This is a genomic window from Sneathiella litorea (assembly GCF_009882915.1).
Lineage (GTDB): Bacteria > Pseudomonadota > Alphaproteobacteria > Sneathiellales > Sneathiellaceae > Sneathiella > Sneathiella litorea.
Genome location: NZ_WTUW01000002.1, coordinates 181361 through 206092, shown reverse-complemented (window position 1 = coordinate 206092; position 24732 = coordinate 181361). Strand labels below are relative to the sequence as shown.

The following is a 24732-nucleotide window of genomic DNA, read 5'->3' as shown; positions in this document are numbered from 1 at the left end:
AGTATTTTTTGACAAGATTGGGGTCTTTGTAGTTAGCGGCACAGGCTGCCAAAACCACCATAGATAGTATGATTAAGTATCTCATCCTTTAAATATAATCACATTGGCGCGGAAGTCTTGTGGAAAATAAGCGTTGTTCCCTAATGCTTTGTCGTACTATCGTAGGTAAAAATTAGCTTATGGGAGTTAAGGATGAGATATTTTTCTATTCTGTTTGGGATGCTCGTGTTGGTAGGGTGCAATACGACGAGTGAACCAGTAGACATTTCAGATGTTGACCTCACTAATTCTTATACAGTTGGTTGGTATACGACGAAAAGCGAATTATGCGGTCACTTCCTAGGAAGCGGTGCGAGCAACCAGAAAATACAGGCTGTTACAGAGAATTACCGCGGGAATGAGCGTTTTAAAAAAGGCTACGATTTAAACCATGGCTTACTTGCGTTTGATGGAGTTACAAATCTTTATAACTGCGACAAGGCAAAAGCAGTCGTGGAGGCTGTGTATAGCGGGCAGATTGCCACTTCGAAAACCGGTTACCCTACTCAGATCCAAGAAAAGAGCGCCCGTTTCTATCTGGATGTTAGCTGGGAAAACGTACTCAAAGGTAGAGAAGTTTATCCTGTCATGGTAAAGCAAGTTGGCCGCACAGGGACTGTGAAACCTACGACTATTACTGTTGGCAAGACGTGTGACGCTACTTTCACATACTATGATATTTCTGGTACGGGAGATTGGGACGTAAACTGCACTGACGGAACAAGTGCTACCGGGACGCTAAGAACTCGCGGTCCCGGAAAAGGCTCGAGTGGGTTTGGTATAGACACATTAGGAAATAAAATAGAATTCTTGATGTTGCCCGCTCCTGCAATGAGTTAGGCAATAGGGTGGATGAGTAGGGATGGATTTTGCGCGCGGCAGTTTCAGCTTTCTATCGTGTTCATTGACTATCACCGATGGGCGGTCGGTTGGAAAATATCTCCTAAGATGGATACTAAATTCATACTGGCGTTTTTGTTTTGGGCGTCAACTTCAGGGCCCGGTGACTACGAAGCTGATGTTGAATTGTATTTAGAACCGCAATTGGATGCGGTTGCAGAGTTTAACTTGGGATTTACTGCTCATGCTTCAACCAAAAGAGTACAACTCATAGTTCCCTCGGTACCGTTAAATGTTGGTGGGAAAGGTGCGTTAGTTTTAAGGCAAAAAGTGAATGTTGAAGAGAAAGAAATATTTAGGATGCCGATTCTAGAAACTCAACCAGTACCAACAAAAGATAAGTAACAATAATATTAGAAGAATAGGTAAAAACTTGGGTAAAAATAAAATTTAGTCTGTAAGTCCCTAAAATATTATAAATATGGCGGACCGACCCTCCGCCATTACTCTGTCAAGCTAGAACCAATGGCTCAGTAGGCCTACAAGGTGTTGATATCTTCAATTTCTCTCAATGATGGAAGTTTTTCGAAGATTGGCTTTTGATCTTCGGTGCCGGACCAGGAAAGGCAGTCGGCGATTTTTCGTTCCATATCTGAATGGCTTAACGGTAAGTTCGGCCCTCCCCTTACATCGGTGATCTTGATTTCCACCGATTTTCCAGATTGAAACTCCGCCGTGACGATTACATCAGCGTGAACGCCCTTTTCGTCCGTCTCAATGCATTCGCGTGTAAAAATTGGCAGAGCGGCCCTGATTTCCGGATCTGAAACCGCGTCAGGTTTAAAGTGTCGGAGGGAAACCAATCCTTCACGGATCACGGTCGTTGCAGGATAGGAAAAGCTGAATCTCGCTTCATTTTCGGTCACCGGATTATCGAAGCGGAGGTTCTGGTAAAGCGGTGCTGGTAGTTTGGCGACAACATGCTTGAGATTGGCAAGGGTCGCGCCATGCTCGTTTCGCAAGATCTCCAGTGCATCCAGTGCTTTGTGAGACGCTGCGCAACAGGGAAATCTCTTCGCGAGCAGCCCGAATTCCTCGATCGCCCACTGAGTTCCGAGATTTTCTACTGCGACTTCGGGCGGTCGTGCAAGGTTTGGGGCATAGAGGTCCTGAAAGCTCCATCGGCCCGTCAAGAAATCTGGTTGAGCCCCAACGCCTGTGACCGCAAGTTGAGCGGCCAATACCGCATTATGCGCGGCGAGGCCTGCATGAAGGGGTTTGGTTTGCGAGCCGAATTGTAGCTTGGATCCCGCCGCGAGGCTGAAGGCAATACTCATTGCGGCGCAAATTTGTGCGGCCGGTAACCGCAGCAATGCCGCAACGGCGCCGGCGGCCCCAATCGTACCAACCGTAGAGGTCGCATGCCAACCGGATTGATAATGTTCCGGATTGACAAGGGAAGAGATGCGGGCCTGGAGTTCGAGACCGATAACATAGGCGTCGATCAATTGGCCGCCGGAGCAATTATTAGCTTCACCAACTGCAATTAGCGCAGGCGCCAGTACGGCCGTCGCATGGGTAAGGCCGGGCATGAAGTTGTCATCAAAATCAAGGGCATGCGCGGACATGCCATTGACAAGTGCCGCCCCGGCCATGGGTAGTTTTACCTCATGGCCAAATACCGTCTGTTCACCCTTGCCATGGGTCCGGATGGTTGCGTCCAGGACTTTAAGGGTCACTTCATTCTGGCTGCCAGCCAACATACAGGCGATAACATCGGTAAAGGCGTCAATTGCCCGCTGCTCAGCAATCTTGGAATTTGGCGCAGGACTATCGGCGGCCCACGTGGCGAGGGCCTCTGCAAAAGATATATCGGACATGTTTAGCCGCCTAGCTCTGTCTTAACCAGGTTAATCCAATAGGCAATCCCGACGGGAAGCGCCTCATCATTGAAATCATAGGAAGCGTTATGAACAAAGGGTCTGTCTTCGCCCACCCCGTTGCCGGTCAGGATATATGCACCCGGCACTTTCTCTAGCATGAAGGAGAAATCCTCGGATCCGCCAATGGGGTTGGTTTCACTATCGACACATTCCGCGCCAACCGTTTTCGCTGCGGCTTTCGCGGCGATTGCAGTTTGTTCCTCCCAATTTACCAATGGAGGGTAACGGCGAATAAAGTTAAACTCTGCCTGGCAGTTGTGGACTGCGGCGCTGTACTCGGCAATCTCTTGCAAACGCTTTTCCAGCAAATCACGCACATTGGGCTTATAACTGCGCGCAGTGCCACGCACGAGAACCCGCGCCGGAATAATATTCGGAGAATTGTAGTCGCCGGCGGCGATATGGCCGATGCTAATGACTGCCGCGTCGTAGGTGGGAACATTTCGTCCAAGAATTGTCGAGACGGAAGAGATAAAGCTTCCCGCCGCCATTGTTGGGTCTGTGGCATTGTGTGGCATCGCACCATGTCCGCCAGTTCCGACGAATGTGATTTCCCATGTGTCCCCTGCCGCCATCATGGGGCCCGGGCAAATTGCAAAATGACCGACTTCGATACCGGGCATATTATGCATTCCATAAATTGCGTCGCAGGGGAACTGTTCGAAAAGTCCCTCTTCTATCATGACCCGCGCACCGCCTTCGCTTTCCTCGGCAGGCTGAAAGATGAAATGAATGGTGCCGGCAAAATCCGGATTTTTGGCGAGCTGCCTTGCCGCTCCCAGTAGCATGGATGTATGACCGTCATGGCCGCAGGCATGCATTTTCCCCTCATGCACGGATTTATGGGAAAATTCATTCGCTTCATGAATAAAAAGAGCATCCATATCCGCCCGTAGGCCAATAACCCTGTCCCCCGGCAGTTTGCCGCGCAGTGTCCCTATTACGCCGGTTCGGGCAAGCCCGCGGCTCACTTCGATGCCGACTTTTTCAAGTTCTCTCGCGACAATGTCCGACGTACGTGTTTCTTCAAACGCGGTTTCTGGATGTTGATGGATGTCACGACGGATTGTCTTGATTTCATTAATAAAATCCGGATCTGCGTGGAGATCGAGCGTGTTAGAGAGAGTCATTTTCCTCACTTCCGCGATTAGTGTTTTTAGGGGATAGGCTTTGTGCAACTGCGTGCAGCAGGATGCATATGATAAAAATGGGAACGCCAATGGCGACAAAGAAGGTGGATATCTCAAATGTTTCCGCCTCCAGATACCAGTTTCTGGAGAGAAATCCCCGAGTGAAATTAACGCCGGGACCAAAGAATGAGTACCAGAGTATAGGCAGCAAAAACAGGAGCAGTGCCGCCCATCTGACTAGACCCGCCAAAAACTGCAAAGGCCAGGGTAGGCTTTTGGGCATCCGCGCAAGAACGGGGTCAAAGCCGGCTTTAAACGAAACGGTTGCCCCAAGCAAACCAACCCATACCATCGCGTAACGGGCTGCTTCCTCTGTCCAGGGGGGCGGAGAATCGAATATATATCTGGCAACCACCTGAAGGGCGATGACATAAACCATCACCCCCAGGAAGAGCATGGCAATGACACCGATCACTTTGTCGCCAAAGTCGCTTGTTTTGCGAATGAAGTTTGCTACTGACATCATGATCGGTATCTCCCGGGTTTCGACAAACGGCTTAATTCATCGCCGCATTTTTCAGGATGGCGAGGTCTTTTTCATTAATTACTTCACCCCAGATTTTTTTGCTGGCCTCCGCGAATAGCTCGCGCTGACCAGGTTCCAGTTCGGTAATCGCTACCCCCTGCTCCTGAAGTTGTGTCATCGCCGATTCAATCCACTTTTCAGCCCAGACGCGATTGGCGGCAATGCCCTTTGCAACGGCTTCATCGACAATGGCCCTGGTTTTATCATCGAGTCCCTCATACCAATCCTGAGAGAGGAGTGCGACGCGAGCGGACGGACCCGCATTTAAAGGTGTGAAATTATTGAGCACTGAAGTATGACCAAAGAGCAAAGCCGAAGCCGGTGGGTTAAAGTATCCATCGGCCACACCGGTTTGCAGGGCATTTGAAACTTCAGCCCAGCTCACAACTGTGCCTTCTGAACCCCAGGCTTCGAATAGTTTTATCTGAACACCATCCTTGGCACGCAGGCGGAGGTCTGCGACATCAGCGATTTTTGCGACCGGGTGCTTGGAGTTAAACAACCCCATGCCCCCACCGCGCATCGGAAAGCCGGCTAGGCGGATGCCGTGCGGGGCAACCTGCTCATTGACATATTCAATAATTTTACCGCGATTTATGGACTCATCAAAGTTAGCATTGTCTGAGAACATAAACGGCAAGAGAAGGCCTTTGGTGACGGGCGCAAGTTTAAAGAGAACGCCGGTATTGCCCAGGTTTACCTGAATGAGGCCTTGGGAGAGCTGATCGAAGCGCTCCTTTTCCTTGCCGAGGGAATCGGAGGGGTGAACTTTTGTTTCCATACCATTGGCATTAAGGTGATCGGCAAAGGCCTTGATGAAGACATACTCGCCATTTTTCTCGATATCTTCCGTTCCGGACAGCGCAATATTGACTTCCGATGCCATCGCCACTGTCGAGAAACTCATCGACAGTGCGGTAACCACACCTAGTAAACGTTTCATGACTATTTTCTCCTCTGTTGTGGAAGCATGACTTGGTGACATGCATGCTTTCCTGATAATATTTTGCAGCCCGGCGTCTTGAAATTCCTAACTTAGATAGCCAAGCGCGCGGGGTAAGGCCAAGCTGATATCGGGTACGAAAATCAGGAAACCCAGAAAGATCAATTCAGCAATTAGAAATGGGACCACGGCCCGGACAATTACCCAGTAATTCACATTCGTAACTGTCGACAGGATCAGCAACACCGCGCCAAATGGTGGTGTCAACAGTCCAACGGTAAGATTAAAGCCAACGAGAATACCCATATGAGTGGGATCCACCCCGAGTAATAAAGCAGGTGGAACGAGTAGCGGTGCAAGGAGGGCGACAGCGGCCTTAACATCCATCAGCATGCCCGCAACGAGCAAAACCAGATTAACAACGAGTAGGTATCCGGTCTGTCCCAGCCCTAACTCCGCGATTGATGCCACAAGCCGCTGGGGAATCTGCTCAAGTGCAGACAGATAACCAAAAGTGGCAATGGCAACAAGTATCACAAATATTGCGCCTGTGAGTATGACCGTTCTGCGTGCAGCCGCAATGACATCTACCAGTTTCAGCTCCCTATATAAGAAGCCGACCAAGGCGGCAACGACAGCGGCCATCGCCGCCGCTTCGGCAGGCGTCATAATGCCAAACAGAATTCCGCTCAAAATAATAACAGGAAGGCTGAGGGCCGGGAGTGCGTGGGTAAAGGCAGGTAAAAAATCAGGAATTTCAGCGTCTCGTCCGCCGGGGTGATTATCCTTATGGGCAAAAAAGGCATTGATTCCCATAAGCATGACGGCAAGTAGCAACCCAGGAACAATCCCCGCCGCAAATAGTGCGATTACCGAGGTATTCATGAGTGCGCCATAGAAAATCAGGACAATGCTCGGCGGAATGATCGGGCCGATAATCGATGACGCCGCTGTAATGGCGACCGCATAATTTCGATGGTATCCCTGTTTTTCCATAACCGGGACAAGCGTGTTCCCGAGAGCAGCGGCATCCGCTGTTGCAGAGCCGGAAACACCTGCAAAAAATACACTTGTCAGGATATTCACATGCCCTAGCCCGCCCTTGAACCGACCAAGTATTGTCAGGGAAAAGCGGATCAGGGCATCCGCGATCCCTCCCCTGTTCATGAGTTCCCCAACCAGTATAAATAGAGGCATCGCCAGAAAAGCGAATACATCAAGCTGGCTGAAGACTCGCTGGGGAAGAGCGGCAAGAAAGTTGGAATTGTCTGAAATGATAAACCCAATCACCGCCGATCCCCCTACGAGATAAGCAATTGCCGTTCCGCAAAGGGTCGCTACAACCAAAAAGACGAGAGGTATCATTGCTGACATAAATAAACTTCCTTGTTTTGTCGAAGCATGGAAAATTTTTCCTATTGCTACAATAGAAAGATTTTTGCTTATCCATACATTTTTGCTATAGGTGAGAAAATCACTGGTAATTAGAGTACCTTATATGAGAGTTCTCAGCCTACAGCGTCTCGAAATTTTTCGAACGATATATGAAACCAATAACATCAGCGAAGCAGCGCGCCGCCTGAAACTGACGCAGCCAACAGTCAGCCGACATTTACGAGACTTTGAGGCCAGCCTGCAAATTCAGCTTTTCATGAATGAAAGTGGCCGGATAAAACCCACATGGGAAGCACATCGCCTGTTTGAGGAATGCCGTGGCAGTTTCGAGCGGTTGCAACAAATAGAAAATGCGATTTCCTCCATTCGTGAAGGTCGGGGTGAGACGCTCAGCTTGATGTCAGCTCCGAGTTTTTTTGCTTCTAACCTACTACCACCGGCAATCCGGGACATCCTGAAGGCATATCCGGCCATTGATGTTTCTGTGGATGTTGGGAACAGCGCAACACAACTGCAGGCACTTCGTGAGGGTACAATTGATATTGGCCTTGTATCGGGCTTGCGGAATATTCCTGACATTGACATACATGTCGTCGGGATTGACAGGATTATGGTCGTTGTTTCGGAAGATCATCCCATGGCAAATGCCGAGGTGTTTCCATTAGAGGCACTCGAAGAATATAGCTGCATTATGCCGTCACCAAGGGCGCCGATAGGCGGGCAAATTGCCAGAAGGTTCGAGGAACTCGGCGTTAAAACCAATAAGCTGATGACGGCCGTTTCTCCCGCGATCACGCCGGGGCTGGTCCAGGAACTCAATTGCTGCGCCATTCTGGATCATTTGACGGCCGCCGCCTTTAGCCATCTCTCTATCAAGATTGTCCCGCTATCTATTGATCTCCAGTTTGAGGTGCAGGTCATTGAAAGCACAGGCTCACCAAAACGAGCTGTTACGGACGTATATATTCAATCACTCCGGCAGATATTGAAGGATATCACGCATAGTAGCCTGGATTTTTCGCAGACGTGATATTTTGCAATCAATCGCAAATCCTCTGGAGTGGGTCAGCAATAGCGAGCGACTTATCATATCGATCAACCTACCTGCTTTTAATTAGCATTGATATTGAGCCTCGTTGTTGAAAAGGCAATGCTTGCGGCAAGTGTCTGCTGAAGCACCCATCTTGTCTTGGCCTTGATAAAATAAAGAGGCCCTTGATATCACCATTTAATAATAAAATTAATATTACTACAACCATAAGTAATGAATAAGTAATCACAAATAAAAAAATGAATCGTCTCTCAACAGTCAGCTGCATTAGCAGAATATTTGATTGTTTAAAAGGAAAAGAGATGTCGCAAAAGTTAGAAGCAAGTGCATTTCCCGATTATGCACCACTTACAAAGGCAGGGCCGGAATATGGCAAAATTAATAGAGTAAACCCCTTCTCGGGATATACCCTCAGAAATTTCTTCTCGGAGGAATTTCGGGAAGGTTTGGAGAGTAAACTTTCCAGGGAACCTTCCAACCAAGATCAATATAAAAGGGCTTTATTGCGAGTCGCAGAGGGGTTCATCAACGGCGAGGAAGAGGTTTTGATGAAGGTTAGCCCTCTTGTAACGGGTATCAATCCAATCCATCCATTCCTCGAACCAAGTGGTGCCATCAGGGTCCAGGTTCCCCTTCCCTCCAATATGGAACAGCTTTATATTCTTACGGATCAGATATTGGGTAATAAGACAGCAAACAGCCCGAATAATGATATGTATAAACTTACCCCAAAGGGTCTTGCTGATCCTGACTTTCCAGCCCCCTGGCTACAGGCCGGAAATGAAAAACTCTATCTGAAAGGGAGTGCGCCGTATAATCGCGGTTTAATGATTTGGGATGATCCCAGCGGTTATGCAGGTGTAAATACCAAACATCGCTTTCCGAATTTAACATTGCTACTACTCAGCATAGTCTTCCAGCAAACAGACGTTGACGCCTATGGCGCGCGAGGCAGGTATGGAGATGCAACGCTTAAAAGGCTGCTGGATGGTCATGGGATTCAATGTAGTGATGAGATTCCACCTCATCGTATCATAGCACTGATTAGTTTCGATTCTGACAGCGGTATGCCGAAAGGTTATATAACTGCCGCCACTTATGAAACTGAAGTCCCCTCCACGAAAGGCGGAACGGAGATGGCGAAGGTTATTTTCAATCACTATGCCTTCGTTCCTAAATCCAGCGACGTGCCCGTTGGGCCCAAATCAATGAAAATGACCGAAGCAATGTATGTCTATATGCTGGCGTATATTACCAGTTACGTCACGGAACTTCCGCTTAAGGATCATTTACTGGTCGCACATTCGGATAAGAGTCCGGCCCTTAAGGCAGTTTGTAAATCATTTCATTATTATCCCGGGAACAAGATGAAATACAAGATGGTCGCAGATGGGGCGTATAATGCGATTACACCGATTGCCAGTCGCGAGGGCGGGCTTAAAGAAGATGCTGAGGTCGCTGAATTCCCTCACATTCAGTTCTATGATCAATCCACAGTTCCGCGGGATGATCCAGGTGAAGAAGTTCCCGTGCCGGCAGACAGGTTTTATACGCCTGTATATATGGATTTCTGTCGAATAGTTAAAAAGAAGAATCCCGGCGCAATCATTCCGGAGCATCTAGTAAACGGGAAAATCGAAAGTAAGCATATTCCGAAGCTGAGAGAGATTGCGAAAAAATATGGCTATTCGGACGAAAGCCCATTGCTAATATGGATGCAAAGTACCGGAAGTTATGAATTTCAGGAAGTTCAACTTGGTGCTTCCCTTATTGATGAAGAACTGCGCGTCGCCCCGAACTTTCCAATTAATGATAGAGCAAATTTTTCTTGTATTAATACGGACAAACTGACTCCCAAGCCAAATTTGGAAGGCCAGTCCCTGGCTGCATTTCAAAAGGATATCCAGCTTTTCCTGATCCAGGTCGCTAAGGACGGCAACACTGGAAATATTGACTATGGATCAATACCCAGGCTGACAGACTTTGCCTATATGGTCACTTACCAGATTCCTACTGGCTATAGCAGCCCGATGGATTGGGGCGTTGCGATGGCCGTTCAGCATATGGCGCTTTCCTTTGCATGGTTGCAAAATAATAAAATTAATTTCCTTGGTCCGATAGTCAGCAAGGCGCACCAAAAAATCCTTAAGAAGGATATTGTGTTTCTTGGCACGACTGCCGCCGGTATCTTGATTATGTCCTATGGATTGGTCGGCGCGCTAAAAACTCTTTCAAGTCCTAGAAGTAATCTATAAATTTACCTGTCGTAATACAGGCGGCTGCCGAACATCTTGGCAGCCGTTACTTATTTGCCTCGGCGCGTGAAATCCTCATTTTCAGCATCTCGATCCACATATTGATAACTTCTTCTTCATGGGCGTTCGTGTCCTCAATGCTGCCCTGCATGGAAAGGCCACGGAGAAGGCAGACGGTCATTTGCATGATGATATCCCGTTCTTTCTCAGCGCCGGTACCGGCAAAGATATGATGCCACATTGTCTGGCGGAGCACAGTTAGCTCATCTAGGGCGGCGACCAAACCTTTATGAAGCCGCTTGTCTCCTCGTGCCGCCAGCATAAGCTCGAGTGCGGCAACATAGAGCGGATGGCCAAAGATTTCCTTCCAGAGAAACCGGATATAGGATTCGATCGAGAGTTCTGTCTCAACGCCCCCGGTTTCGGCAGCGCGCTTATCTTCCCAGTCACGAAGGAGATACTTGAAGGATGCATTGACGAGGTCAAATTTTGTCGGAAAATGATGGGTCTGGGCCCCGCGAGAGACCCCTGCCCGCTCCGCAATCATTGTCGTTGTTGTTTTCTCATATCCAACGTCGGTAATGACCTCCAGTGTTGCGCGGCAAAGCCTGTCGCGCATTTCCTGAGTGCGTTCCATTTGCGATCGATGTACCGGTTTGTTCATTTATCGTAACTCAACTAATAATCCCCATAGTAGGAAAGTAGCAGGATATTTTCCCGTCGACTTCAGGCGCTTTGCTCTAGATATACCAACCTATAACTATAGTCACTGCCTGAAAACTATAATATGCTATTGACAAACAAACAAGTTTGTTTTTATTTAAATACTCTACCATGAAGAAAAAGAAATTTGATTATCCCCCCACCAAAGAGGGACAAGGATATGGTGAATACAAATGGGGTCTTTATCAATCATGGGTTTCGGGGATATTATAGGGATTGTTAGGGAGTCGGGAGAATGAAAAAATTCGCAAAATCAACGCTTGCCTTGGGGGCAATTGTAATAACTTCCATGGCGACAGCCACTGTTAGTTTGGCCGCAGATGTTACCTGGATTAGCGGCGGGCTTGGGACGGTTTCATCTGATGAGGGTAAAGCGGCTAATAAATTTACTGAACTGGTGACCAAAGGTTCCAACGGCCGCATTAAAATCAACCATCATCATGGTGGGCAGCTCGGTAAGGGTCAGGAACAGATGGAGTCTGTCTCCACGGGCACGCAGCAGATGTTTATTTCCGCAGGTTCGCAGGCATCAAGGCTTGTCAAATCCTTTGGTGTCATCGACACGGCGTTCCTGTTCAAGGATTTTGATCATATGGAACGTTTCATGAAATCCGACATGGGCCAGCAACTAAACGAGCAGATGATCGATGAATTTGGCGTTCGTGTCGTGGCTTCCAACTGGTTTGCGCTTCCACGTTACCTGATGCATCGCGAAAAATTTATTGAAACAGTTGAGGATGTAAAGGGTGTTCGTACACGGACAGCAAGTGTCCCAATGTATGTTCAGAACTATGAGAATATGGGGGCAACCCCGGTCAAGATCGCCTATGGAGAGCAATATCTGGCAATCAGCCAGGGCGTTGTTGATATGACGGAAGCGGCCGCAAACCGCATCCTGCCGACAAAACTCTATGAAGTTGCCCCTTACATTACAGAAGCGGACATGATGTTTCCGCAAGTCAGTGTTTTCGTCAATGAGGAAGCGTGGCAGTCGCTCAGCCCCGAAGACCAAAAACTGGTTTCCGATGCAGCTTACGAAGCTGGCGTCTATCAGACCAACCTTTCTCAGGAAGGGTTTGCCGCACAGAAGGAAGAAATTATTGCAAAGGGCGGCAAGTTCAAACGTATGCCCGAAGAGGTCCGTCAGCAGTTTGTCGAAAACACGCGCAAGAATATCGATGTCATGGTTGCAAAGGGACTGATTCCCGAAGGCTGGTTTGAAAAGATTACCGCCCTGCGGGACAGTAACTAGCCTGTAAAAAAACTAACGAGCCCCCTTCCCTATTCTGGACCATCGGTTCCAAGTGCGGAAGGGGCCGGAATTCCTGCGTCATTTAGGGGGAGCGTTCAATCATGCTGAGACTGTATGGTACTATATGCAAAGTGCTTGAAAAGGCTGCCGGGTTCGCCTGTCTGGCTTTAATGGCCTGTATCGTTGTTGCCATGGCCTGCCAAATATTTTTTCGTTACGCCCTGAATACTCCGCTTTCCTATACAGACGAAATAAGTCTTGTTTCCCTCACCTGGCTAACATTTATCGGCGCAGGATGGATATACCGGAAAAGAAGCCATATAGCCGTGGAACTGGTTGCCGGGAAAGACAACAATTCAGTTTTATCCCGCAGTCTGGATGTTATCGGGCAAATCGCTGTTGTTACCATATTGGTCATTCTGGCTTCACAAGCCCTGGAGTTGATGCCAAGAGCGTTAAAACTAAAGCTTGGCACCATGGAACTATCGCGTTTTGTCATGCATTTCCTGCCCCTTATGATTGGCTGTGCGCTCATCATCCTGTTCGCGATTGAGCATTGTCTCAATTCACTTACCGGCAAGCGGGAAGAGGACAATATTACCGCCACATCAGCATCCGAATAAAGGGTAGGACAATGTCGCTTTTGATTATTCTTGGGCTGTTTTTGATTTTGATCCTGATCCGGATTCCCATCGCGTTTGCCATGTTGATTGTCGCCGCAATTTATCTTGTTGGTGCGGATATCTCACTCAAGCTCCTTGCCCAGAAAGTCGCTGGTGGCGTCGACTCATTTTCGCTGCTGGCCGTGCCGCTTTTCTTGCTGGCGGGTTTCCTGATGAACACCATGGGAATAACCGATCGGATTTTTGCCTTCGCCGGAGCGGTAGTCCGTCATATTCCCGGTGGACTTGGTCATGTGAATGTTTTTGCGTCTGTAATTTTTGCAGGCATGTCGGGTTCAATCATTGCCGATGCAGGTGGCCTTGGCACTGTCGAGATTAAGGCGATGCGCCAGGCTGGTTATCGCGACCGCTTTAGCGCCGCTATTACCGCTGCTTCGGCGTTGATCGGGCCCATTATTCCCCCGTCGATTATCATGGTAATCTATGCCTTCGTGACTGAAGTTTCTCTCGGCCGACTGTTCGTTGCGGGCATTGTGCCGGGCCTTCTTATGGCCGGCTCGATGATGTTATTGATTTATTTTCTCGCGAAGACAAATCGGGAGCATTGTCCTGTTCTTCCACGGGCGACGTTCAAGGAAGTTGTAACGACATTCTATGGCGCGATCCTGCCTATTCTGGCGCCGATTATCCTTGTGGCCGGAATTATGAGCGGGATCTTCACGCCAACCGAAGCAGGCGTTGTTGCCGTACTTTATGTGTTGGTTATTGGCGTATTCTTACTGAAATTTAGACTGGAACATATCATCGACGCCACAGCAGAAGCGGCGCGCGCGACCTCGGCGACACTCTTCATTATCGCCTCGGCAGCCATTTTTACCTGGATTGTTTCAACCGCGAATATTCCACAGGCCTTCAGTGAACTTGTCAGTAACTGGGTCAGTACGCAATTTGGCGTGTTCCTGGTTATCATTGCCTCGGTCCTCGTGCTCGGCATGGTGATGGAAGGTATTCCTATCTTGATAGTTTTTGGCCCAATTTTTCTGACCATAGCAACGAATGTCGGGATTGATCCTATTCACCTTGGTATTGTCTTTATCATGACGATGATGATTGGTGGTATTACTCCGCCGGTGGGTATTACGCTTTATGTCGTGATGGCTATTGCCAGGGTCTCCCTGCCCGACTTCATGCGATCTATCTGGCCTTTCTACTTTGCAATTCTGGCGGTCATTTTCCTGATTGCCCTTTTTCCCTCGTTATGCCTCTGGTTACCAAACTTGGCCTTTGGGTAACGGACCCGCATTTGACGCTTTGACAGGTAATATAACAGAGGTACCAAAATATGACCGGTTTACTGTACTGTCAGATCGCTTATGCGATCGCCGGGCTGCTTTTCAATATGGTAAGTTGGCGGGCGGTGGCGCAGGGCAAAAAGGCGTTCACCGCAACTGATCCCGTTAAAGGTATATTCACGATGCTGTCGGTTCTTCTGATCACGGCATCCTATTCCCTCGCCGGGGGCTGGATCTATCGTATCGGTTGGATATTGCTTATTTTACGCATCCTTCCTGGCGGCGTTATCCGTCATGGGACAGCAATACTGATCGATAAGAATCTGGAAAATTATGCCTCTCTCCGCGTAGGCATTCTGGCGGTAATGATTAATACCTTTGGCATGATTGTCGGTCTGGCGGGTTTATTTTTAAGTTTTAAAAATTACGTATTTCCAATGCCTTAACTAACAGGTTGTCGACCGTTGGAATAGATACACATTGTGTTTATTAATTACACCTTGACAGAAATTTTATCCATTCATATAACAAACAAACATATTTGTTTGTAAATTAAAAGGCTATGACCACACAAACAATTAGAGGGAGAATACCTCTTAACGGGAGAAAGCGTGACGTTGGCAAAACTGTTTGCATCATTATTTATAGCTACTGTAATGGCGTTTCTGGTAATCCCGGTCATTTTTATTGTCTGGGTGGCCTTCTTCGACAGCGCCTTTCTGACCTTTCCGCCACCAGGCTATACGCTGAAATGGTTTGCGGAGGCTGTTCGGACACCTGTGTTCTTAAATGGCTTTATGACAAGCCTGATTGTCGCGGCCATATCGTCCACCATATCAGTGTTCTGCGGTGCATTAGCGGCGATTATACTGGTTCGGCATCAGTTTTGGGGCCGCGATGCGCTAAATGGGCTCCTACTCTCCCCGCTCATTATTCCGAACATAGTACTGGGCATTGCCCTTTATATTTTCTTTATTGCCATTGCCGATACGCTCGCCTTTGACCCGATTTCAAGCAACGTGGGTCTGATAATCGCTCATGTAATGCTGGTGTTGCCTTGGGCGGTTCGTCTGATCGGGGCCAATTTGCTTGGCATGGACCAATCTGTTGAAGAGGCGGCCCGTAATCTTGGTGCGACGAGCCGGACAGTCTTTTTCCGGATCTCCCTCCCCTTGATGCGCGGCGGCATCGTCGCGGCAGCCCTTTTCAGCTTTATTATTTCGTTTGAAAACCTGGAACTGTCGCTCCTGATTGTCAGCCCGGGACGGACAACACTCCCCATCGCGCAGATGCAGTATCTGGAATTCAATATGGATCCGACAATTGCCGCTGTCAGCACAGTACAGGTTGTCGTCATCGCCGCATTGCTCCTCATCACCGATAGATTCTTCAAGTTAAGCAGGATTGTATAAATGGCCACACTCCAAATAGAGAATGTAAGCAAGCATTTTGGATCGGTTAAGGCGATCGACAATCTATCACTAACCGTTGAAGGACCGGAATTGATAGCCTTGCTGGGGCCAAGTGGTTGCGGGAAAACCACATTGCTACGCATGATTGCCGGATTTATCAGCGCGACCAAGGGTACCATCCGTATCGGCGATCGGGATGTGACGAATGTGCCGCCGAACCATCGTAATACCGGCATGATATTTCAGAGCTATGCCCTCTTCCCGCATATGACGGTTGGTGAAAATGTCGGGTTCGGCCTAGAAATGCGTAAAATCGCAAAGGCGGAGCGGCATAGGCTCGTCAAAGAAGCTCTTTCTCTTGTTCATCTCGATGGATTTGAAGACCGTTATCCGAAGCAGATGTCGGGCGGACAGCGCCAACGGGTCGCCATTGCTCGCGCACTCGTTATTCGTCCGGATGTGTTTCTGCTCGATGAACCTCTTTCAAACCTTGATGCTGTTCTTCGGCAAAGTGTAGGTAACGAAATCCGGGCATTGCAGCAGCGGCTTGGGTTGACTTCTGTCTTCGTTACCCATGACCAGAAGGAGGCGCTCATGCTCGCCGACCGGCTGGTTGTAATGAAGGCAGGCCGGATTATCCAGACGGGAAGCGGCAGCGATGTTTATAACCGCCCCAATTCTCGCTTTGTCGCCAACTTTCTTGGTAAATCAAATTTCTTTAATGGGTGGCACAGTCAGAAGGACGGCTTCGATACCCAGAGTGGCCTGAAACTGAAATGTCCCGGCACAGATGCTGCGCTTGGTGACGCGTCCCTGTTAAGCGTTCGACCCGAAAGCATTCGCCTAGGGCCTGATGCCTCGTCATTTACGAATAGCTTTGAAGGAAAGGTCGAGCGGATCACTTATCTCGGTTCCCTTACGGAAGTTGAGGTCCGATTGACTGAGGACGATCTGATTACCGTCCAGATGCAGAACCGACCGGAAAATATCTTCAAGGCAGATATAGGATCATCGGTCATTGCCGGTTGGGCGACCAATTCCGCACATCTCATCATCGACCAGGGAGAGGTTTGAAGCTGATGAATACAAACTACCAAAATTTTACAGGAGGAAAAAACATGACCAAGTTTGACATAGGAAGACGTAACTTTGTAAAAGGCGCCGCCGCGTTATCCGCAGGAGCTGCATTTTCACCTGCTTTACCTGCTTGGGCCGCCGGCAAGGAATCTGTGATGGCAACCTGGGGCGGTGACTATTCACGGCTTTTAGGTGATATCGTTCAGCCGATTTCCATGGCCGCTGATGGTGTGGGTGTAGTTTTTGACACCGGCAGTACCAGCGCCCGCAAGACGAAAGTTATTGCCCAGGCAAACCGTCCAAGAAATTCACTGGATATTGTCAGCTTTGGCAATGCTGACATGAATCTGATGAACCAAAATGGGTATCTTGCGCAACTAACGCCCAAGGAAGTTCCTGCGGTGGTCAATGTTTTTCCGCAGTTTGAAACCGGATATTCCATTCCGCATATCTATAGCGCTCTCGTGATTGTCTATAACAAGGATATGGTGACGGAACCGAAATCCTATAAGGATCTTTGGAACAAGGAATATGAAGGAAAAATCGGCCTTGCCAATGCATTGTATGTGCAGGCCATTATCGCATCCGCCCTCGCCCATGGCGGGTCGAATGAAAATTTTGACCCAGGCTATGAACCCCTCCTTGAGTTGAAGAATGCCGGCGCGCAAATACTTCCTTCAAACGAATCCGTTGCCAACGCATTCAAGAGCGGTGAAATCGGCGTCACGCTGATGTGGCGCGCACGGGCCTACCAGTGGAAAAAGCTCGGGTTGCCGCTTGCGTTCGCCGTTCCGTCTGAAGGCGCCATGCCTGTAATCTTTGAGGCAGCTATGACGCGCAATGCCTCTAATCCGGAGGCTGCGGCTGTCTTTTTAAACGCCATGCTCGATCCGAAGGCGCAGGCTGGGTTTGCCGAGAAAATGGGTTACATCCCCACAGTCAAGGGCGCGGACCTGCCGAAGGAGTTATTGGAGACGATTGGCTTCAATGACAGTGATCGGGAGAATTTCTTCAAGACGAATTATGGCTACAACGCTGAGCAAGGTCCCAGAATGCTTGAGTGGTGGAACCAGACTTTTAAAGCAGCCTAAATAGAAGCGCGATCAGATGTCTAACTCAAATAGCCTGACCCTGACTGCGTCAACAATGCTGATGCCGGCAACGGTTATCATCCTTGTCGCCCTGGTCATTCCAACTTTAATTCTGCTCAGGTACAGTTTTAATGTCTATGACCCGACACAATTGATGATCGAGGCCTTTACTCTTGAAAATTACGGCCGATTTTTCAGCGAGCCCTATTTTCAAAAAGTAATGGTTACAACATTGACTATGTCGCTAGAATGCACCCTAGCCAGTTTATTGCTCGGATATCCGGTCGCGCTTTTTCTTGCAACGACGACTTCGCGGTTCAAAAGCCTGTTTATTATTCTGACGATTTTTCCTCTGCTGGTGGGGAATGTCGTGCGGGCTGCGGGTTGGATGACCCTGTTTGGCGCCAAAGGGTTCATTAATGTCTCCTTGATGTATCTCGGGGTCATCGATGAGCCGATCAATATGATGTACACGACATTTTCCGTGTTCGTTGGCATCCTCTGTGTCATCCTCCCCTTCATGATCCTGACCTTGCAAGGTGTTTTGGAGAGTATTGATTTTTCCCTGACAGAGGCGGCAAAAAATCTTGGCGCCTCGTCATTTACCGCATTTCGGAGAATTATTCTTCCACTCTCATTACCAGGTATTGCAACAGGTTGCATTCTTGTCTTCATTCTTTGCATGAATGCATATTCCACACCGGTTCTTTTAGGCGGACCGAGCTTCGCGATGATGGCGCCCGCACTCTATGACCAGATCGCGGCGACCTCCAACTGGCCTTTTGGGGCGGCGCTCGCCTTTATCCTGACAGTTGCAACCATTCTCGCAACTTTAATTTCCAGCTTGTATTTCCGTCGGCGCCTCAAGGCGCTCGCGGCTTAATCCTCGCAACTTCGCGGACGAACGCGACATGAAAGAAGAAAGGTAAGAAGATGAGTTTTTTATCCCCGGCCGTATATGATTACCGGCGCGCGAAACTGGACAGGATGATGGATGATAACGGCCTTGCAGGTGTTGTTATTCTTGGGGCAGATTTCTTCCAGTTTTTCTCGAATTTCCATGTCGATGTCCTGACATGGGAACGACCAATCGCACTTATCATCCCCCGCGAGGGCGAACCCGTTGCTATCCTTAACGCTCTCTCCACTCATCATATCGGATTTGCCAGGGATCGGGGCAGCCTGTGGACGGCGGATGTTAATTATTATTGCGAGTTTCCCCTAGGGCAGGCGGACAGGAGGAATGCAAAGAATTTTCTGGAACAGCTGACCGACAAGATCGGTGAACTCGGTCTGTCTTCGGGCACTGTCGGTATTGATACGGGCGCGGGCTGGCTTACAAAGGTTCAGGAATCACATCCGGGCCTTCACGTTAAAACACTCGCGCCTGAGTTTCGTTCATTGCGTTGGATAAAACATGATGAGGAAATTCAGATTATGCAGGATATGGGTGAATTAAGCGACTGGATGCAGGATCACTATCGCGAGGGGATCCGGCCGGGGCGTTTGGTCCATGAACTTGATTACTCGATTGCGACAAAAACCTTTGAAGAGGCCGCCAACCGCTTTCCCGGCGAAAACTTCGAGCTGCGTTTCTTCACTTTAAGTGGTCCCTCCTCTTCCTCCCCGCACGGGGATACGGGTCAGGCCGGTGCCCGGATAGCCAAAGGAGACGGCATCGTCAATATCCTTATTCCGCGCCTTAACGGTGTCACCATAGAAAATGAGCGAACTTATTTCTGTGGCCAACCAAGCGATTTGCAAAAGCGTGCGTTTGAGGCTGCCAGACTTGCCAATCAGGCGGCAATTGATCAATTAGTTGCTGGAAATCCTGTGAGTTCGGTTGATGAGGAACCACGCAGGATCTTCACTGAACATGGCTTCGCAGAAAATATCATGCACCGGACCGGACACGGTATGGGGCTGATTGGCCATGAGTTCCCGGAAGATATGGCCTTTAACAATCGCCCCTTAATGGTCAATGAAGTCTACTCTGCGGAGCCAGGTATATATCTTCCCGGAGTCGGGGGCTTCCGTTTTGATGATTCTGTTGTCATCAGTGAAAACGGCCCGAGAGTTCTCACGAACGCACCAAAAGACCTGAATAGCCAGACGATCAACTAAAACGGCTCAGCAATTTTTGCGGATCTATTTTCTTGCAAGGGGTTGTCTCCCAGCCTGCTTGCTTCGGCGATAAGCATGGGGTTTTCTCATTGTTGCCCGTAGTTGTCGCCATACTCGACCGGAAGGGGATGTATTTCTCTTCCGGCTTTTTTTAAGCTGCAGTTTCCGGAATTTTCAAATCAATTCATCGTAAAAGCGTTGTATTACTCTCGGCTAATGATCTCGCCCTTTCCTGTTATGATCAGGTCCATAGGAATGTCATGAGGTTGCGGAAAAATTGTTGATAAATGGCTATTTTCATAGCCGATCCCAATAACTTGAGGGCGTGGATTGAGTGTTGCCAGTGTCCGGTCGAAATATCCGCCGCCGTATCCTAGTCGAAAACATTCCGCATCATATCCCACCAGCGGGGCAATTACGACATCCGGCGTCACTTCGTCTGTATTGGCGGGAACGGGAATTTGCCAGATACCTGGTTCCATATCGATCCCGGGCTTCCATTCGCGGAAAATCATCGGCTGCGCCTTTACCGTCACAACTGGAAGGGCAATGCGGCTTCCAGCCGCCACCTTTTCCTTCATCCATCTGCGAAGGTCGAGTTCGCCCTTCATTGGCCAGTACATGCTGATAATTGTGCCCTTCGTCGGCGTGATAATCCGGTCCAGCTCCTGCGCGATGTCATCAGCGAGTGCCCGGCGTTCTTTTACCGAAAGAGTCAGCCGGGCAGAAATCAGCTCATTGCGTTTGGCTTTTCGCCAGCGCGCAACATCAAGGGCAGCCTGCGGGTCGATGCCCATATATCCATTGTCATAGAGTTCCAGTTCATGCGCGTAGCAAGGGGGCGAAGCAAAACCCAACTTTATACTTTCATCATCTGCCATGCTCTGCCCTCCATTGCAAAAAGTTGACACATACAATTCAATATATAGTTGCTTTATGAAAATCAAATATTCAGGCAATGAAAACCTCTTAACTGAGGGGTGCTGATAAAGGGGCGTTTGCGTAAGATCTACACAGAGGGGATCTGTCATCTGATGGCGATAGTTGTTGAGTGGATTAATTTCTCTTGCCAACGCTAAACACATCTAGTATTCAAGATATATGGATGAAAATAAAACATTACGCGCCCTCGCCGCCCTGAGCCAAAAAACACGCCTTGATGTATTTCGTCTGCTGGTCAAGGCCGGTTTTGAGGGAATGCCAGCCGGGGAGATCGGCGAAAAACTGAATGTTCGGCAGAACACAATGTCGACTAATCTTTCTATCTTGGTGAATGCGGGGTTGATCCGGAATGAACGTCAGGGAAGAACGGTTCGCTATTTCGCAGATTTTGATGCGATGCGCGGGCTGCTTGCCTTCCTGATGGACGACTGCTGTAACGGTCGCCCAGAGATTTGCGAAGGTGTCTTTGATGAAATCAATTGTTCTTGAAACAGAGTAGATATAATGACCAAAGCGATCTACAACGTCCTGTTTTTATGCACTGAAAATTCCACCCGATCGATCATTGCGGAAACCGTGATGAATAATGTCGGCCAGGAAAATTTCAAGGCTTATTCGGCTGGCTCCTTTCCATCAGGGAAAGTTAATCCCCGCGCAATAGAATTACTGAAAAAACTTAATTTTGATACGAGTTTGGCTCGGTCCAAATCCTGGGACGAATTCAGCGGCACGGACGCGCCCAAAATGGATTTTGTTTTTACCGTTTGTGACAATGCCGCAGGAGAGGTTTGCCCGATCTGGCCGGGTCAACCCATGACGGCCCATTGGGGTGTCCCTGATCCATCAAAGGCAAGAGGGACAGAAGCAGAGATTAATCTTGCCATGATGGATACCTATAGAATGTTAAGTACGAGAATTTCCCTATTTACCAGTCTGCCAATTGCGAGCCTCGATAGAATGAGCCTGCAAAATTATCTCGATAATATCGGATCGCAGCGCGATACAGTAAATTCTTAAATAGTACATGCAACCTATTAATTTCAGGGAAATTATTTGTGACTGAAGAAAGATTGAAAGGCCCGCTTGACCAAGCCAGGCCTGCCATGGCTGGGATTGGCTTTTTTGAAAAGTGGCTCTCCGTTTGGGTAGCTCTCTGTATTATTACTGGCGTAACGCTGGGAAACCTGTTCCCGAGCCTGTTTGAAGGCATCGCGGCAATTGAGTATGCCTCTGTAAACTTTATCGTCGCGATCCTGATCTGGGCGATGGTTTATCCGATGATGGTCGGGGTAGATTTTGCAAGTCTTAAACATATTGGGGATCGCCCGAAGGGTTTAATCCTGACAATTGTTGTGAATTGGCTTATCAAACCCTTTACCATGGCCGCGCTTGGGGTGCTGTTCTTTGAGTATGTCTTCGCCGACCTGATCGCTCCAAAGGATGCGCAAAGCTATATTGCCGGGTTGATCCTGCTTGGCGCGGCGCCTTGTACGGCAATGGTCTTTGTCTGGTCCCAACTGACGAAGGGCGATGCCACCTATACTCTGGTGCAGGTATCCGTCAATGACGTGATTATGATTTTTGCCTTTGCCCCTATTGTTGCCTTCTTGCTTGGCATCACGGATATTGTCGTTCCTTGGCAAACCCTAGTTCTCTCCGTCGGTTTATATGTGGTCTGCCCCCTTCTCGCAGGTGCCATAACACGTCATTTTTTGACGAATTCAGATCAGGCGCCGAATGCCGAACAACGCATCGAGAGTTTTACTGCAAAAGTAAAACCCTTCTCGGTCTTGGGTCTGCTGGCGACAGTCGTACTCCTTTTTGGTTTTCAGGGGCAGGTCATATTGGAGCGACCCTTGCTGATCGGGCTCATCGCTGTGCCGCTGATCATTCAGTCCTACGGTATTTTTGCCTTCGCCTATGGTGCCGCCTGGGCTTGGCGTGTGCCGTTTAATGTCGCGGCCCCTTGCGCGCTGATCGGAACGTCAAATTTTTTCGAGCTCGCTGTGGCGGTCGCTATCAGCTTGTTTGGCTTGAATTCAGGTGCCGCCTTGGCGACCGTTGTTGGGGTTCTGGTCGAAGTGCCGGTCATGCTGTCCCTTGTCGCTTTTGCTAACCGGACGCAAAATCTATTTTCCCGCCCGGAAAAATAATCTTTTGCAGGACCCTATGGCCGCCGCAGGCGACGCAGCGCGGCCTTGATACGATAGGGTAATATTAATCTCATGGGTGCGTGAAAATACGTCATGGACGCGGTCCGCTCAATCAGTTTGTCAGCGGGCTGACGAGCCATATACTTAAAATATGATGTGATATTTTCTGTGTTAATTCCATCGCTTATACGAATAATATGACTAATTGGATCATCTAATTTAGAGAGCGGCCACAGGGCGTCTTTTTGAGTGGCGATCGGCCCTGTCTCCTCGATGAAATCTTCGAGCATGTCAGCAAGCTTTAACAAGAGAATATTTTTCTCTTCCGGGGACAGCGAAGGAATATTTTCGGCATTGAGGTAATATTGCCAATCTGCCGTATGATAGCGATAGATGATGGTCTCTGTGAGGTTACCGATACGATTAGCAACAAGTTCGCGTCGGGCTTTGAGCCGGGGCGGCAAAAGCCATCCGGGAAAACGGCCAAGTTCATAAATTGAGTGCAACAGCGCCGCAATAATCAGATCGATTTCGTGGGTTTCCATGGCGGTAATGCTGGCAACGCCAATGAGGTGATTATAAAACGGACGCCCGGTTGCCCGATAGCCGCCTGCCGTCAATTCCCCCATAAAGTCGCAGGCGTCACTGAGCCTTTCCAGCTGGCTCCGTGGTATGCCCTGTGTGCGCAGTTGGTGTATGAGTTGCACGTTCGTCTGGGAGATTGGTAAAATCTCTGCTTCTTTCATGAGCTAGGGTATAATCCTGCCATTTCGCCAAGTCCTTTCGGATTGCATAATTTACCAAAACGGGATCAATGCGCATGACAATTCTGTTAATGAAAACACTAGCGACCTTTGCACCAAATATAGTCGCAAGGAATTGACGGGTCCTTACATATTTATGTAAGCGGTGAGCTTTGACAAATCCCTTCACAGCTTTCAGATTTCCTTGATCCGGAGTCAGATTGTGTTTTTCTTCCAGTCGCCGAATGGAACCATTCACCCAATCATCGCACCAGCGTAGGTTAAACAGACGGATATCCTCTTCCGTGGGTTTGAATGGTGGTATGTAGCTCACCCGTGAAGCAGGCTCAAAGAAGATCTTGGAGCCCATCTCTTGCGCTTGAATGCACACATCCCAATGTTCAGAAACGGAAAGAAGTTTTTCATCCAACATACCAGTTTTCAATAGAAAATCCCGGTTTATGAGGACGACGTGAAACTCAAAGAGTTCCGTCGGGCCACGATCCAGATTTTCCGGAAGTTTCGCGATATCCTGCTTCGAGAACCGATGCAATTCGTGGCAAACCCGAACACCGTTGCCAGGCTCTTTGATCTCTGCCTCGCCGCCTGCAATATGAATGTATTTCCATAGCGGAAAACGTTCGAAAATGAGCGGGGAAACAATATCAGCCCCCTCGTCTTCTGCGCAACGTACCAATGGCTCCAGCCAGTTCTTGTCCACCTCCACATCATTGTCGACAAAGGCTATATATTTGGTTTTAGCTTCCTGAATGATTAAGTTTCTAGCCTGATTTGGGCTCAGGTAGCAATCCGCGTGAATGACCTGAATTGGGTGGCGCTTGCTCAGCTTCTCAACCTCTTTCAGGATATCGGCAGGCAATCCGCTGGAGATGAATATAATCGGCAGGTTTTCCGGAGTGTTAGCCAGAATGGATTTAAGCGACGGAATTGTCCGAGAAAATGTTTCCCGGATAGAAATCCCGATTGTTACATCCAATTTCATTTATTGCCTATTCCTAGTCTTTATCGAACTGACCATCTTTAATAAGATTATAAAAATTGTCTAATATCATATACTTATTAATAAAAAGTCGATTTTACAAATATTTTCCGTGTTA

At 48.7% G+C, this 24732-nt stretch carries 25 protein-coding genes; 16 read left to right on the top strand and 9 right to left on the bottom strand.

The window, feature by feature from the left end:
• The first annotated feature begins 192 nt into the window (after positions 1-192).
• Both GQE98_RS07195 and GQE98_RS07190 read left to right on the top strand, forming a co-directional pair.
• A complete protein-coding gene (locus GQE98_RS07195) occupies positions 193-879 on the top strand; it encodes a hypothetical protein (protein ID WP_161315003.1) in 687 nt (228 codons plus the stop codon).
• 12 nt (positions 880-891) lie between these two features.
• Entirely contained in the window at positions 892-1284 is a 393-nt protein-coding gene (locus GQE98_RS07190; RefSeq protein WP_161315002.1) for a hypothetical protein, read from the top strand.
• Positions 1285-1418: 134 nt separating this feature from the next.
• On the opposite strand, the gene GQE98_RS07185 is transcribed toward GQE98_RS07190, so the two are convergent.
• The 5 genes from GQE98_RS07185 to GQE98_RS07165 form a co-directional block, all read right to left on the bottom strand.
• Complete coding sequence (locus GQE98_RS07185; protein WP_161315001.1) at positions 1419-2759, bottom strand: MmgE/PrpD family protein; 1341 nt, start codon at positions 2757-2759, stop codon at positions 1419-1421.
• 2 nt (positions 2760-2761) lie between these two features.
• Positions 2762-3952, bottom strand: a complete 1191-nt coding sequence (locus GQE98_RS07180; RefSeq protein WP_161315000.1) for a M20 aminoacylase family protein — start codon at positions 3950-3952, stop codon at positions 2762-2764.
• Complete coding sequence (locus tag GQE98_RS07175; protein WP_161314999.1) at positions 3939-4478, bottom strand: TRAP transporter small permease; 540 nt, start codon at positions 4476-4478, stop codon at positions 3939-3941. The genes GQE98_RS07180 and GQE98_RS07175 overlap by 14 nt, the downstream gene beginning before the upstream one ends.
• 31 nt (positions 4479-4509) lie before the next feature.
• A complete protein-coding gene (locus tag GQE98_RS07170) occupies positions 4510-5481 on the bottom strand; it encodes a TRAP transporter substrate-binding protein (protein ID WP_161314998.1) in 972 nt (323 codons plus the stop codon).
• Between the two features lie 87 nt (positions 5482-5568).
• Positions 5569-6855 carry a TRAP transporter large permease gene (locus GQE98_RS07165; RefSeq protein ID WP_161314997.1) on the bottom strand — a complete coding sequence of 429 codons (1287 nt, stop codon included), beginning with the start codon at positions 6853-6855 and terminating at the stop codon, positions 5569-5571.
• A gap of 124 nt (positions 6856-6979) precedes the next feature.
• Here GQE98_RS07165 and GQE98_RS07160 point away from each other — a divergent pair, with 124 nt between their 5' ends.
• Together GQE98_RS07160 and GQE98_RS07155 are read left to right on the top strand one after the other, a co-directional pair.
• Positions 6980-7906 (top strand): LysR family transcriptional regulator, encoded by a 927-nt coding sequence (locus GQE98_RS07160; protein WP_161314996.1) that lies wholly within the window; start codon positions 6980-6982, stop codon positions 7904-7906.
• 260 nt (positions 7907-8166) lie between these two features.
• Positions 8167-10182 (top strand): hypothetical protein, encoded by a 2016-nt coding sequence (locus GQE98_RS07155; protein WP_161314995.1) that lies wholly within the window; start codon positions 8167-8169, stop codon positions 10180-10182.
• Positions 10183-10228: 46 nt separating this feature from the next.
• Here GQE98_RS07155 and GQE98_RS07150 read toward each other — a convergent pair whose 3' ends face one another.
• The gene (locus GQE98_RS07150) at positions 10229-10846 is read right to left on the bottom strand and encodes a TetR/AcrR family transcriptional regulator (RefSeq protein WP_161314994.1); all 618 of its coding nucleotides are present in this window, start codon (positions 10844-10846) and stop codon (positions 10229-10231) included.
• Between the two features lie 294 nt (positions 10847-11140).
• Between GQE98_RS07150 and GQE98_RS07145 the strand changes: the two genes are divergently transcribed.
• The 9 genes from GQE98_RS07145 (at position 11141) to GQE98_RS07105 (ending at position 19776) form a co-directional block, all read left to right on the top strand.
• Positions 11141-12157: a TRAP transporter substrate-binding protein gene (locus GQE98_RS07145; protein ID WP_161314993.1), complete on the top strand. Its 1017-nt coding sequence runs from the start codon at positions 11141-11143 to the stop codon at positions 12155-12157.
• A 101-nt stretch (positions 12158-12258) separates the two neighbouring features.
• Positions 12259-12780: a TRAP transporter small permease gene (locus GQE98_RS07140; RefSeq protein ID WP_161314992.1), complete on the top strand. Its 522-nt coding sequence runs from the start codon at positions 12259-12261 to the stop codon at positions 12778-12780.
• Between the two features lie 11 nt (positions 12781-12791).
• Positions 12792-14072, top strand: a complete 1281-nt coding sequence (locus GQE98_RS07135) for a TRAP transporter large permease (RefSeq protein WP_161314991.1) — start codon at positions 12792-12794, stop codon at positions 14070-14072.
• Between the two features lie 50 nt (positions 14073-14122).
• The gene (locus tag GQE98_RS07130) at positions 14123-14518 is read left to right on the top strand and encodes a hypothetical protein (protein ID WP_161314990.1); all 396 of its coding nucleotides are present in this window, start codon (positions 14123-14125) and stop codon (positions 14516-14518) included.
• Between the two features lie 165 nt (positions 14519-14683).
• Complete coding sequence (locus GQE98_RS07125) at positions 14684-15484, top strand: ABC transporter permease subunit (protein WP_202526142.1); 801 nt, start codon at positions 14684-14686, stop codon at positions 15482-15484.
• Entirely contained in the window at positions 15485-16558 is a 1074-nt protein-coding gene (locus tag GQE98_RS07120) for an ABC transporter ATP-binding protein (protein WP_161314989.1), read from the top strand.
• 44 nt (positions 16559-16602) lie between these two features.
• The gene (locus GQE98_RS07115) at positions 16603-17652 is read left to right on the top strand and encodes an extracellular solute-binding protein (RefSeq protein ID WP_161314988.1); all 1050 of its coding nucleotides are present in this window, start codon (positions 16603-16605) and stop codon (positions 17650-17652) included.
• Between the two features lie 16 nt (positions 17653-17668).
• Positions 17669-18535, top strand: a complete 867-nt coding sequence (locus tag GQE98_RS07110; protein ID WP_161314987.1) for an ABC transporter permease — start codon at positions 17669-17671, stop codon at positions 18533-18535.
• A gap of 50 nt (positions 18536-18585) precedes the next feature.
• Entirely contained in the window at positions 18586-19776 is a 1191-nt protein-coding gene (locus tag GQE98_RS07105; RefSeq protein WP_161314986.1) for a M24 family metallopeptidase, read from the top strand.
• 203 nt (positions 19777-19979) lie between these two features.
• Here the strand turns inward: GQE98_RS07105 and GQE98_RS07100 are convergent, their stop codons facing one another.
• A complete protein-coding gene (locus GQE98_RS07100) occupies positions 19980-20657 on the bottom strand; it encodes a 5-formyltetrahydrofolate cyclo-ligase (RefSeq protein ID WP_161314985.1) in 678 nt (225 codons plus the stop codon).
• A 220-nt stretch (positions 20658-20877) separates the two neighbouring features.
• Between GQE98_RS07100 and GQE98_RS07095 the strand changes: the two genes are divergently transcribed.
• From GQE98_RS07095 to arsB, 3 genes are all read left to right on the top strand, one after another.
• Positions 20878-21207 carry an ArsR/SmtB family transcription factor gene (locus tag GQE98_RS07095; protein ID WP_161314984.1) on the top strand — a complete coding sequence of 110 codons (330 nt, stop codon included), beginning with the start codon at positions 20878-20880 and terminating at the stop codon, positions 21205-21207.
• 15 nt (positions 21208-21222) lie between these two features.
• Positions 21223-21735, top strand: a complete 513-nt coding sequence (locus GQE98_RS07090) for an arsenate reductase ArsC (RefSeq protein WP_161314983.1) — start codon at positions 21223-21225, stop codon at positions 21733-21735.
• Between the two features lie 86 nt (positions 21736-21821).
• Positions 21822-22871: an ACR3 family arsenite efflux transporter gene (gene arsB / locus GQE98_RS07085; protein WP_161316215.1), complete on the top strand. Its 1050-nt coding sequence runs from the start codon at positions 21822-21824 to the stop codon at positions 22869-22871.
• Positions 22872-22885: 14 nt separating this feature from the next.
• Here arsB and GQE98_RS07080 read toward each other — a convergent pair whose 3' ends face one another.
• Positions 22886-23617, bottom strand: a complete 732-nt coding sequence (locus GQE98_RS07080; RefSeq protein WP_161314982.1) for a DUF6817 domain-containing protein — start codon at positions 23615-23617, stop codon at positions 22886-22888.
• On the bottom strand, positions 23514-24617 hold the full coding sequence (locus GQE98_RS07075) for a glycosyltransferase family 2 protein (RefSeq protein ID WP_161314981.1): 1104 nt from the start codon (positions 24615-24617) through the stop codon (positions 23514-23516). Before GQE98_RS07075 ends, GQE98_RS07080 begins: the two co-directional genes overlap by 104 nt.
• Positions 24618-24732 lie beyond the last annotated feature (115 nt).

Bases quoted from the DNA above. Each gene is read 5' to 3' on its own strand.
- GQE98_RS07190 (WP_161315002.1), top strand. From the start codon at position 892: ATGAGTAGGGATGGATTTTGCGCGCGGCAGTTTCAGCTTTCTATCGTG.
- GQE98_RS07090 (WP_161314983.1), top strand. From the start codon at position 21,223: ATGACCAAAGCGATCTACAACGTCCTGTTTTTATGCACTGAAAATTCC.
- GQE98_RS07130 (WP_161314990.1), top strand. From the start codon at position 14,123: ATGACCGGTTTACTGTACTGTCAGATCGCTTATGCGATCGCCGGGCTG.
- GQE98_RS07180 (WP_161315000.1), bottom strand. From the start codon at position 3,952: ATGACTCTCTCTAACACGCTCGATCTCCACGCAGATCCGGATTTTATT.
- GQE98_RS07135 (WP_161314991.1), top strand. From the start codon at position 12,792: ATGTCGCTTTTGATTATTCTTGGGCTGTTTTTGATTTTGATCCTGATC.
- GQE98_RS07185 (WP_161315001.1), bottom strand. From the start codon at position 2,759: ATGTCCGATATATCTTTTGCAGAGGCCCTCGCCACGTGGGCCGCCGAT.
- arsB (WP_161316215.1), top strand. From the start codon at position 21,822: ATGGCTGGGATTGGCTTTTTTGAAAAGTGGCTCTCCGTTTGGGTAGCT.
- GQE98_RS07195 (WP_161315003.1), top strand. From the start codon at position 193: ATGAGATATTTTTCTATTCTGTTTGGGATGCTCGTGTTGGTAGGGTGC.
- GQE98_RS07140 (WP_161314992.1), top strand. From the start codon at position 12,259: ATGCTGAGACTGTATGGTACTATATGCAAAGTGCTTGAAAAGGCTGCC.
- GQE98_RS07155 (WP_161314995.1), top strand. From the start codon at position 8,167: ATGAATCGTCTCTCAACAGTCAGCTGCATTAGCAGAATATTTGATTGT.
- GQE98_RS07145 (WP_161314993.1), top strand. From the start codon at position 11,141: ATGAAAAAATTCGCAAAATCAACGCTTGCCTTGGGGGCAATTGTAATA.
- GQE98_RS07160 (WP_161314996.1), top strand. From the start codon at position 6,980: ATGAGAGTTCTCAGCCTACAGCGTCTCGAAATTTTTCGAACGATATAT.
- GQE98_RS07120 (WP_161314989.1), top strand. From the start codon at position 15,485: ATGGCCACACTCCAAATAGAGAATGTAAGCAAGCATTTTGGATCGGTT.
- GQE98_RS07175 (WP_161314999.1), bottom strand. From the start codon at position 4,478: ATGATGTCAGTAGCAAACTTCATTCGCAAAACAAGCGACTTTGGCGAC.
- GQE98_RS07110 (WP_161314987.1), top strand. From the start codon at position 17,669: ATGTCTAACTCAAATAGCCTGACCCTGACTGCGTCAACAATGCTGATG.
- GQE98_RS07095 (WP_161314984.1), top strand. From the start codon at position 20,878: ATGGATGAAAATAAAACATTACGCGCCCTCGCCGCCCTGAGCCAAAAA.
- GQE98_RS07105 (WP_161314986.1), top strand. From the start codon at position 18,586: ATGAGTTTTTTATCCCCGGCCGTATATGATTACCGGCGCGCGAAACTG.
- GQE98_RS07080 (WP_161314982.1), bottom strand. From the start codon at position 23,617: ATGAAAGAAGCAGAGATTTTACCAATCTCCCAGACGAACGTGCAACTC.
- GQE98_RS07075 (WP_161314981.1), bottom strand. From the start codon at position 24,617: ATGAAATTGGATGTAACAATCGGGATTTCTATCCGGGAAACATTTTCT.
- GQE98_RS07170 (WP_161314998.1), bottom strand. From the start codon at position 5,481: ATGAAACGTTTACTAGGTGTGGTTACCGCACTGTCGATGAGTTTCTCG.
- GQE98_RS07100 (WP_161314985.1), bottom strand. From the start codon at position 20,657: ATGGCAGATGATGAAAGTATAAAGTTGGGTTTTGCTTCGCCCCCTTGC.
- GQE98_RS07150 (WP_161314994.1), bottom strand. From the start codon at position 10,846: ATGAACAAACCGGTACATCGATCGCAAATGGAACGCACTCAGGAAATG.
- GQE98_RS07115 (WP_161314988.1), top strand. From the start codon at position 16,603: ATGACCAAGTTTGACATAGGAAGACGTAACTTTGTAAAAGGCGCCGCC.
- GQE98_RS07165 (WP_161314997.1), bottom strand. From the start codon at position 6,855: ATGTCAGCAATGATACCTCTCGTCTTTTTGGTTGTAGCGACCCTTTGC.